The organism is Micromonospora tarensis (assembly GCF_016803395.1).
Classification (GTDB): Bacteria; Actinomycetota; Actinomycetes; order Mycobacteriales; family Micromonosporaceae; genus Micromonospora; species Micromonospora tarensis.
In genome coordinates this window covers 1-10115 of sequence record NZ_JAEVHL010000240.1, presented here as the reverse complement: position 1 = coordinate 10115, position 10115 = coordinate 1, and the positions used below count along the sequence as shown (strand labels likewise).

Annotated in this window: 10 protein-coding genes and 1 tRNA gene; all 11 read left to right on the top strand. The window is 70.3% G+C overall.

All coding sequences use genetic code 11. The annotated features are described in order from the left end of the window. Positions 1-274: tyrosine-type recombinase/integrase (locus JM949_RS29535; protein WP_203151429.1), on the top strand; the 274-nt coding region annotated here is incomplete at its 5' end. A gap of 179 nt (positions 275-453) precedes the next feature. Beyond that, a complete protein-coding gene (locus tag JM949_RS29530) occupies positions 454-1377 on the top strand; it encodes a ParA family protein (protein WP_030334877.1) in 924 nt (307 codons plus the stop codon). A gap of 41 nt (positions 1378-1418) precedes the next feature. Then, positions 1419-2516: a segregation and condensation protein A gene (locus tag JM949_RS29525; protein ID WP_309232382.1), complete on the top strand. Its 1098-nt coding sequence runs from the start codon at positions 1419-1421 to the stop codon at positions 2514-2516. A gap of 463 nt (positions 2517-2979) precedes the next feature. Next, entirely contained in the window at positions 2980-3717 is a 738-nt protein-coding gene (scpB, locus tag JM949_RS39350; protein WP_407664846.1) for an SMC-Scp complex subunit ScpB, read from the top strand. Next, positions 3704-4474: a pseudouridine synthase gene (locus tag JM949_RS29515; RefSeq protein WP_203151426.1), complete on the top strand. Its 771-nt coding sequence runs from the start codon at positions 3704-3706 to the stop codon at positions 4472-4474. The genes scpB and JM949_RS29515 overlap by 14 nt, the downstream gene beginning before the upstream one ends. A 196-nt stretch (positions 4475-4670) precedes the next feature. Beyond that, positions 4671-5351 carry a (d)CMP kinase gene (gene cmk, locus JM949_RS29510; protein WP_203151425.1) on the top strand — a complete coding sequence of 227 codons (681 nt, stop codon included), beginning with the start codon at positions 4671-4673 and terminating at the stop codon, positions 5349-5351. Positions 5352-5483: 132 nt separating this feature from the next. Beyond that, a complete protein-coding gene (der, locus tag JM949_RS29505; RefSeq protein WP_407664845.1) occupies positions 5484-6890 on the top strand; it encodes a ribosome biogenesis GTPase Der in 1407 nt (468 codons plus the stop codon). A 186-nt stretch (positions 6891-7076) separates the two neighbouring features. Next, positions 7077-7150: transfer RNA gene (locus JM949_RS29500), tRNA-Pro, on the top strand. A 701-nt stretch (positions 7151-7851) separates the two neighbouring features. Further along, on the top strand, positions 7852-8010 hold the full coding sequence (locus JM949_RS29495) for a hypothetical protein (RefSeq protein ID WP_203151424.1): 159 nt from the start codon (positions 7852-7854) through the stop codon (positions 8008-8010). A 226-nt stretch (positions 8011-8236) separates the two neighbouring features. Further along, a complete protein-coding gene (locus JM949_RS29490; protein WP_203151423.1) occupies positions 8237-8650 on the top strand; it encodes a hypothetical protein in 414 nt (137 codons plus the stop codon). Between the two features lie 373 nt (positions 8651-9023). Beyond that, positions 9024-10115 (top strand): ice-binding family protein (locus JM949_RS29485; RefSeq protein WP_309232381.1); only part of this gene is annotated, 1092 nt, incomplete at its 3' end.

Genomic DNA, 10115 nt, shown 5'->3' with positions numbered 1-10115 from the left:
CCGCGGCGGGGCACTGTCCCGGCAGGGCGCCTGGGGCATCCTGCGCCGCGCCGCCGTGCGGGCCGCGCTGCCCGTCGACGGGCCCGCCGCCGTCTCCCCGCACACCCTGCGCCACTCGTACGCCACCCATTTGCTCGACGGCGGCGCCGACGTCCGGGTGGTCCAGGAGTTGCTCGGGCACGCCTCGGTGACCACCACCCAGGTCTACACACTGGTCACCGTCGAACGGCTGCGCGAGGTGTACGCCACCGCCCACCCACGCGCCCAGGGCTGAACCGGTGGCGCTCGGCGCCGACACGCCGGGCCGGTGCCGAACCCCCTGCTGGTCGGTGGCGTACAGTCGGCATCGGCGCGGACCTCCTGGAGCGACACGACCGGGGTGCGCAGCGGCGCCGCGAAGGACGTCGGACGGCTCCGACGCCGGGTGGGTCGTCGGGAGGGGGCAACGAGCACATGGCTGGCAACGGTGACCGTGCCGAGACCTGGACGTCGGAGCTCCGCGAGCAGCAGGCCACGCTCGGCGCGGACCTGGGTCCGGCGGACCCGGCTGCCTACACGATGCGCAAGCCGATCCCCGAGCCGATGCCCACCGACCGGCACGGCCCCGCGCGGATCATCGCGATGGCCAACCAGAAGGGCGGCGTCGGCAAGACCACCACCACCATCAACCTGGGCGCGGCGCTCGCCGAGTACGGCCGCAAGGTGCTGCTCGTCGACTTCGACCCGCAGGGCGCGCTCTCGGTGGGGCTGGGGGTCAACCCGCACAACCTCGACCTGTCCGTCTACAACCTGCTCATGCAGGACGACGTGACCGCCGAGGACGTCCTGATCAAGACCGACGTGGCCGGCCTGCACCTGCTGCCCGCCAACATCGACCTCTCCGCCGCCGAGATCCAGCTCGTCAACGAGGTGGCCCGGGAGATGGCCCTGGCCCGGGTGCTGCGCACGGTCCGCAAGGAGTACGACTACATCCTGATCGACTGCCAGCCGTCGCTCGGCCTGCTGGCGATCAACGCGCTGACCGTCGCGCACGGTGTGCTCATCCCCCTCGAGTGCGAGTTCTTCAGCCTGCGTGGCGTGGCGCTGCTGCTGGACACCATCGACAAGGTGCGCGAACGGCTCAACTTCGACCTGGAGCTGGAAGGCATCCTCGCCACCATGTACGACAGCCGCACCACGCACTGCCGGCAGGTTCTGCAACGGGTGGTCGAGGCGTTCGGCGACAAGGTCTACCAGACGGTCATCACCAAGACGGTGAAGTTCCCCGAGTCCACCGTGGCCGGTGCCCCCATCACGACGATGGACCCGGCGTCCTCCGGGGCACGCAACTACCGTCAGCTGGCCCGCGAGGTGATCGCCGCCCAGTCGGAGCGGTAGCCGGAACGCCCGGTGCCCGCCTCGTGGACTACGGTCGTCCGGTGACCGCGCCACCCCTCGACCCGCCCGACACCGCCGATCCGGCCGTGGTCGACGGTGCGCAGCCCGTCGGGTTCACCGTGCGGCTGGCCAACTTCACCGGCCCGTTCGATCTGCTGCTGCAACTGATCGGCAAGCACAAGCTCGACGTCACCGAGGTGGCCCTGCACACGGTCACCGACGAGTTCATCGCCTACATCCGGGCGATGGGCGACGACTGGGACCTGGACGAGGCCAGCGAGTTCCTGCTCATCGCGGCGACCCTGCTCGACCTGAAGGCCGCAAGGCTGCTGCCCGCCGCCGACGTCGAGGACGAGGCGGACCTCGCCCTGCTGGAGGCCCGGGACCTGCTCTTCGCCCGACTGTTGCAGTACAAGGCGTACAAGGAGGCGGCGGCGCACATCGCCGAGCTGGAGGCGGTCGGCGGCCGGCGGTACCCGCGCGCGGTCAGCCTGGAACCCCGCTACGCCGAGGCGCTGCCCGACCTGGTGCTCGGCATCGGCCCCCAGCGGCTGCTGAAGCTCGCGGTGAAGGCGATGACCCCGAAACCGGTGCCGGAGGTCTCCATCGCCCACGTGCACATGGTCCGGGTCAGCGTCCGGGAACACGCCGCGATCCTCACCGCCCGGCTGCGTCGGGCCGGCGTCGCCACCTTCTCGCTGCTCTGCGCCGACTGCGAGGCCACCCTGGAGGTGGTGGCCCGGTTCCTGGCGCTGCTGGAGCTCTACCGGGAGGGCCTGGTCTCCTTCGTACAGGAGCAGGCCCTGGAGGAGCTGACGGTGCGCTGGACCGGCCCGGCCGACGGCGACACCGACCTGCACGTCGACGAGTACGCCGGCACCCCGGCCGACCCCGAGCCGCCGGCAACGGTCACCGAACCGGCGGCGCTCGCCGAGCCGTCCGGGCCGTCGACGCCCCCTGCGGAGCCGGCCGAGGCGGTGGTGGGGCTCGGGGAGTCGTCCGGGACGCCGGTGTCGGTCGGCGACTCGTCCGAGACGGCGGCGTCTGGGGAGCCGCCCGGGCCGGAGGTGGCCCGACCGGCGGGGGAGACCGGCGGGCCGGGCGGGACGGGAACCACGGAGGATGAGCGGGATGAGTGACGAGCAACGCCGGGACTCGCTGGCCGACCAGGCCGCCGCCTGGGTCCCGCCGTGGGATCGGCCCCGCCAGCCCGCCCCGCCGATCGATGCCGCCGCGCCGGACGAGCCGGCCGCCGAACCTCCGGTACCGGACACCGAGGACTCCGGGGCGGAACCGCCCCGACCGGAGCCCGAATCCACCCCGGCGCCGCTCGCGACCGCTCCGGGTTCGGCTGAGTCGTCCGCCACCGCGCTCAGTGCCGGTGTGTCGGCCGAGGTCGCTCCAGACGCCGCTGTGCCGAATCCGGTCGAGCCGGGTCCGGCTGACTCCGCTTCGGGCGCAGGCGAGCCAAGTGCGGCCGTCCCGGCCGATTCCGCTCCGCGCTGGGGCGACCCGGCCGCGGCCGTCCCGGCCGACGCCGCTTCGGGTTCGGGCGAGCCGAGTGCGACAGTCCCGGCCGACTCCGCTTCGAGCTGGGGCGAGCTGCACGCGGTAGCCCCGGATGTGGCCGGGCCGGACCCGGTCACGCCGGAGGTTGCCGCCCCTGATCCGGGCGAGGCGGGGGAGTCGGGCGGGACCGGGGAGCGGCTGAGCCGGGGGAGGCTGCGGGCGTACCCAAGCGGCAGCCGGCGGGGCGGCGGCGGGCGACGGCAGCGCCGGAGCGCGCCGGAGCTGTCCGACGCCGAGCTGCGCGGCGCGTTGGAGGCGATCCTGCTGGTCGTCGACGAGCCGGTCAGCGAGCTGGTGTTGGCCCAGGTGCTGGAGCAACCCGCCGAACGGGTCGGGCCGATGCTCGACGAGATCGCCGCCGGCTACACCACCGCCGGGCACGGGTTCGAGCTGCGTCGGGCCGCCGGCGGGTGGCGGCTCTACACCCGGCCGGAATACGCGACGTACGTCGAGCGGTTCGTGCTGGACGGGCAGTCCGTACGATTGACCCAGGCCGCGTTGGAGACGCTCGCCGTGGTCGCCTACAAACAGCCGGTGACCCGTTCGCGCATCTCCGCCATCCGCGGTGTGAACTGCGACGGGGTGATCCGTACGCTGGTCACCCGTGGCCTCGTCGAGGAGTGCGGCACGGAACAGGACAGCGGGGCGTTCCTCTACCGGACCACCACGATGTTCCTGGAGAAGCTCGGGCTGAACACCGTCGACGAGCTGCCGCCCCTCGCACCCTTCCTGCCCGACGACGTAGAAGAGCTTGCTGATGCGACCCGATAACCGTTCTCCCAAACCCGACGCCCCCGTCTACGAGGGGGCGGAGCGCCTGCAGAAGGTGCTCGCCGCCGCCGGCGTGGGTTCCCGGCGCGCCTGCGAGGACCTGATCTTCCGCCGCCGGGTCACCGTGGACGGGCGCGTCGCCAAGCTCGGCGACAAGGTCGACCCGGCCACCGCCGTGATCCACGTGGACGGCGAGCGCCTCCAGGTCGACGTCCGGCTGGTCTACGTGGCGATGAACAAGCCGCGCGGGGTGGTCACCACCATGGCGGACGACAAGGGCCGCAACGAGCTGGCCGAGTTCATCGGCAACCGGATCGAGCAGCGGGTCTACCACGTCGGGCGGCTCGACGCCGACAGCGAGGGCCTGCTGCTGCTCACCAACGACGGCACCCTCGCGCACAAGCTCATGCACCCCTCGTACCAGGTGCTGAAGACCTACCTGGCCGAGGTGGTCGGGCCGATCCCGCGCAACCTCAGCAAGCGGCTGCTGGCCGGCGTCGAGCTGGAGGACGGGCCGGTCAAGGTCGACTCGTTCCGGGTGGTGGACACCCTGGGTAAAAGCGCCCAGGTGGAGCTGAGCCTGCACGAGGGGCGCAAGCACATCGTCCGACGGTTGATGGACGAGGTCGGGCACCCGGTGACCCGGCTGGTGCGTACCGCGATCGGGCCGATCCGGTTGGGTGACCTGCGCACCGGGCGGATCCGGCGGTTGACCAACGCGGAGGTCGCCGCCCTGTTCCACGCGGTGGGTGACTGACCCCCGAGTTCCGGGTACGGCTGCCGGTAGGCTCCACCGATGGCCGGGACGCGGCCGCTGGAGGTGGCGCGGGTCGCCTCCGGCGGCGTCGCGCGCGGGTCCGAGCCGGACCCGGGCATGATTGATGACGATTGACAAACCGCTTGCGGCGCCGAATCACCGGGCGATCCGCGAGGTACGGGCTGAGGAGGACACGGTGGAGGAAAACGTACGGGCCGGGCGATGTGTGGTCGCCGTGGACGGGCCGTCCGGTTCGGGTAAGTCCACCGTGTCGCGGCGGCTCGCCGCTGGCATCGGTGCGCGCTACCTGGACACCGGGGCGATGTACCGGGCGATCACGTGGGCCGTGCTGCGATCCGGCGTGGATCTCACCGACACCGCGTCGGTGGCCAAGGTCGCCGGCGAGGTCAACCTGCGCATCGGCACCCACCCGCAGGGGTACGCCGTGACGATCGACGGGGTCGGCGTGGACGCCGAGATCCGGGGCCCGGAGGTGACCGGGTCGGTCTCCGCCGTCGCCGCGGTTCCCGCGGTCCGCGAGCTGCTGGTCGCCCGCCAACGCGAGATGATCGCCAACGCTGGTCGGATGGTGGTCGAGGGTCGGGACATCGGCTCGGTCGTGGCGCCGGACGCCGACCTGAAGGTCTTCCTGACCGCCTCCGAGGCGGCCCGGGCCGCCCGGCGCAGCGCGGAGGACGCCGCCGACGTGGCGGCCACCGCCGCCGACCTGGCGAGGCGGGACCGCCTCGACTCGACCCGCAAGGTCAACCCGCTGGCGCAGGCACCCGACGCGGTGGTGCTGGACACCACCGAGCTGGGCATCGACGAGGTCGTGGCGCGGATGCGCGACCTGCTCACCGAGCGGGGAGTGGCATGAGGTTTGTCGTGGGCGCGGCGTGTGGCGGTCCGGAGCGAAGCGGAGGAGCGGCATGAGCGAGCGTAGCGAGCGAATCATCGGGCTCAGCGTGGTTGTGCCTCATGACGGTCCGGAGCGCAGCGGAGGAGCGGCATGAGTAGTGATATGGGTGGTTGGGTCGAGTTGCGGGAGCCTGACGTCGCCGTCGAGGAGCCGACCGGCCCGCAGCCGGTGGTGGCCGTGGTCGGCCGCCCCAACGTGGGCAAGTCGACGCTTGTCAACCGGATCATCGGCCGTCGGCAGGCGGTCGTCGAGGACATCCCGGGCGTGACCCGGGACCGGGTGCCGTACGACGCGCAGTGGAACGGTCGGGCGTTCACCGTGGTGGACACCGGTGGTTGGGAGCCGGACGCGAAGGACCGGGCCGCGGCCATCGCGGCGCAGGCCGAGACGGCGGTGCTCACCGCCGACGTGGTGCTCTTCGTGGTCGACGCCATGGTCGGCTCGACCGACGTGGACGAGGCCGCGGTGAAGATGCTGCGGCGCAGCGCCAAGCCGGTGATCCTGGTGGCGAACAAGGCCGACAACACCGCCGTCGAGATGGAGGCCACCTCGCTGTGGTCGCTCGGCCTCGGTGAGCCGTTCCCGGTGTCCGCGCTGCACGGGCGCGGCTCCGGCGACCTGCTGGACTCCATCCTCGCGGCGCTGCCGGAGGCGCCCACCATCGTGGAGGACCGGCCGCGCGGCCCGCGCCGGGTGGCCCTGGTCGGGCGGCCGAACGTGGGCAAGTCCAGCCTGCTCAACCGGTTCTCGGGTGAGGAGCGGGCGGTCGTCGACTCGGTCGCGGGCACCACTGTGGACCCGGTGGACAGCCTGGTCGACATCGGCGGCCAGACCTGGCAGTTGGTGGACACGGCCGGTCTGCGCAAGCGGGTCGGCAAGGCCAGCGGCACCGAGTACTACGCCAGCCTGCGCACCGCCGGCGCGATCGAGGCCGCCGAGGTGGCGGTGGTGTTGCTGGACTCCAGTGAGCCGATCAGCGAACAGGACCAGCGAATCCTGTCGATGGTCACCGAGGCCGGCCGGGCGCTGGTCATCGCCTTCAACAAGTGGGACCTGGTCGACGCCGACCGTCGGTACTACCTGGACAAGGAGATCGACCGCGAGCTGCGCCGCATCCCCTGGGCGATCCGGCTGAACCTGTCCGCGATGACCGGCCGCGCGGTGGACAAGCTGGCCCCCGCGCTGAACAAGGCGCTGGCCAGTTGGGAGCAGCGGGTGCCGACGGCGCAGCTCAACCAGTGGTTGACCGCGCTGGTGCAGGCCACCCCGCACCCGGTGCGCGGTGGGCGCGCGCCACGGATCCTGTTCGCCACGCAGGCCGGCGTGGCACCGCCCCGCTTCGTGCTCTTCACCACCGGGCCGCTGGACGCCGGGTACCAGCGCTTCGTCGAGCGCAAGCTCCGCGAGGAGTTCGGGTACGAGGGCAGCCCGATCGAAATCTCGGTCCGCCCGCGAAAGAAACTCGGCCCCGGCGGCCGAGGCAAGGCGCACGGCTGAGCGGTTCTGCCGAAATGCCGGATGGGCCTCGCGCCCGTCCGGCATTTCTGTACCCCACCCTCCTAGGACGCTTTAGGGGGTGTGAGGGTGGTTCCGTGGCCTCACGACGCGGGTGGGGTCTGTGCGGACGGGGTGCGGTACCTGCGCTAAGCTGTACCGGCTGTCGCGGGGGGAACTCCGCGGGGGCGGGACGTGGCGCAGCTTGGTAGCGCACTTGACTGGGGGTCAAGGGGTCGTCGGTTCGAATCCGGCCGTCCCGACGCAGGTCAGAGGGCTGATCCGGAGATCGGGTCGGCCCTTTCGCCGTTTTGGGGACCAAGATCAGTCAAGTTGGAGCCGGCCTGGCGCTGCTTGACCGTCGGTCAAGATTAAGCGGCCAGTGCGGTTGATTGCCGACTCGTTCTCCTGCCGTATCGAGGCGGCCCGCAAGCGGACCGCGTCGGCCCGGCCCCGGCCTGCTGGCGACCTCCGGCCGGCATCGGCCGGGCCGGCCGGTTACCCTTGGGATGACAAGACCTTGAAGACCTTGGGGCGCTGCCCCGAACCCCGGCCCTCAGAGATGCCGCAGCGGGTCACCTCGCTGGGCACCACGAGGGCTACCAGCCTTCCCGGACGGGGCCGTTCGTCCAGTAGGGCGCTCCACCTTGTCCCCGCCCGGGGGAGGCTGGAAGGTCTGACGACTGCCCGACGAGGAGATCCGCCTCCAATGGGGGCCGGGTTGTATGTTCTCCCGGTCGTCCTGCAAGTGGCGGCATCGCAGCCGATCGGGAGGCGTCTGTGGGTGGCCTGTACGACTACTTCCGCGCTTCCGACGACGAGGCTGTCATGGGACGCCGACCTGATCGGGGAACGACTTATCTGGCCGGACGGCGCTGGTGAGGACCCTGAGGACGAAGGACCCTGGATCGTCGTACTGAGCGAACTCGCCCGAGATGCGCTTGCCGAAATCCCGGATGACCGCTTGCCGGGCCTAGCCGACCAGTGGTCACACATCGAGGAGCTGTCCCACTACAGCGACATGCAGCCGGAGGTCATGCTGTCGCGCTTGCGGGAGTTCGTTGGGCTGGCCCGCAGAGCACGCACGAGCGGGGAACGCATCTACTGCTGGATCTGCCTCTAGCCGCAGTCGACAGCAACCGTTGCAGATCATGTCGGGCCACCTTGGTTGTGCAGCCATTCGTACAGCCAAGCCCGCTTGCGAGCGCCGACACTCCCGACACCGAAGGACGGGCTGACCAGGGGCACAGCCACCCGGCCAGCCTTCCCTGATCCTTTTTCTAATCCCAGGGCCGTAGGTTCGACTCCTGCCAGGCGTACAGGCGCTTCCCCGGGGACATCAAGGGCGGTTGCTGCACTTCGCGCGCATGGAGAAGCGCTTTTCGGCAGCGTCCCTGTTCCTGTCCCTCGCGGCACTTCTCACCACGTGCAGCAGCAGTGCCTCGCCTGAGAAGCAGATGAAGTTCCTGCGCACGATGGCTCAGCATGGGGTTGAACTGCATGCCGTGAAGAGCCTGGGATCCTTCGGCGACCAGGAGAAGTGCTCTGACGCCTACCAACAGCTCTACGATGGCCCCAACGGCCACGTTGCGCCCCACGTCGAGGACTACGGCCGCAAGAGTCGCCTTGCTGAAAGAAGGCGAGCGGTTGTTCATCGAGCTGCCGGACCGGCACGCCGTCGCCGGTATCCGCGGGAAGTGGACCCGCCAGCCCTTCCACCTGATCGGCATTCCGGGCGACTACGTGAGCATCCCGTCGGCTGACGCCAGCGCCCGGACAGGTGGGCAGTCCGCATCTGGTCCGCAAACAGGCCCACGGACGGCAGGGGAGTGGCGAGAGATGGCGACGCCGCTTCATGTACCTGGCCACCGTCGACATCACCGCCATCAAGATCTGGCCCCGTCACCCGTACACCCCGATCCACAAGAAGTTGCCTGGTAGTACAACTCGTCCGTCAACACGTCGGGTTCCCCTAGCTGCCCGTTTTTATGACATTTAGCCACTTTGAACGGTGTTGGCGTAGTTACACTTCGGCCGAGGCTTTTGGGGCGCTCGTCGCCGGGAAGCGTCAGTACAACTTTCGCGTTCTGACTTTGCCCGGAGGCGGGCTCTTGATTGGTGGGGGAATCCGTGTCGATGATCCGTTTGGTTCGCGCGTGTCGCGTGCGCCGTCGGTCTACTGCGATGTTGATGGCCGGGGCCGTCGCCGCTACGACGGTCCTTGTCGGCGTCGTTGGGACACCGGCCTGGGCCCAGGCCCCGGTGCCGTTGGGGGTTGCCGAGACCTACGGGGTGTTGGCCGGTCAAGCGGTCACCGACGTTCCGCCCCCCGTCGGTCCTTCTGTCATCAACGGGGACCTGGGTGTCTGGCCGGGCACGTCGGTTACGGGTGCTCCCGTGGTAAACGGCGACACGCACGTCGGTGACACCGAGGCGATGCAGGCCCAGGCCGATCTGACCACGGCATACAACTTCGCCGCGGCCGAGCCCACGACCAGCACGGTCAGCGAGCTCGGCGGCCAAACCCTGGTCGCAGGGGTGTACACGTCACCCGCCACCATGTCTCTGACGGGCACCGTCACGCTGGACGGGCAGAACGATCCCAACTCGGTGTTCATCTTCCAAGCGGGATCCGATTTGATCACCGCGGTTGACAGCCGGGTCAGCCTGGTCAACGGCGCCCAGGCGTGCAACGTGTTCTGGCAGGTCAGCAGCTCGGCGACCCTGAACACCCGGACCGTCTTCGTCGGAAGCATCCTGGCGCTGCAATCGGCGACGCTGGGTGAGGGAGCCACCGTCGCTGGACGAGTGTTGGCCCGCAACGGCGCCGTCACGCTGATCCACAACACGATCACGCGACCGTTCTGTGCCGCATCCATCGCGCCACCGACCATCTCGAAGGCTTTCGGGGATGCGACGATCCCGGCGGACGGGACGACGTCGCTGAGTTTCACTCTCACCAACCCCAACGTGGGTACGGCGTTGACCGGCGTCACCTTCAGCGATGCGCTACCCGCCGGGCTGGTGGTGGCCACTCCGAATGGTCTGACTGGCTCGTGCGGTGGTGGCACGATCGCCGCGACGGCCGGTGGTGGCAGCATCAGCCTGGCCGGTGCGACGCTGCCGGCTGGTGGGAGTTGCACGTTCTCGGTGAACGTCACCGGCACGACCAGCGGTACGAAGGTCAACACGAGCAGCCCGGTGGACTCGAACGAGAGCGGCCCGGGT

Bases quoted from the DNA above. Each gene is read 5' to 3' on its own strand.
- JM949_RS29530 (WP_030334877.1), top strand. From the start codon at position 454: ATGGCTGGCAACGGTGACCGTGCCGAGACCTGGACGTCGGAGCTCCGC.
- JM949_RS29515 (WP_203151426.1), top strand. From the start codon at position 3,704: ATGCGACCCGATAACCGTTCTCCCAAACCCGACGCCCCCGTCTACGAG.
- der (WP_407664845.1), top strand. From the start codon at position 5,484: ATGAGTAGTGATATGGGTGGTTGGGTCGAGTTGCGGGAGCCTGACGTC.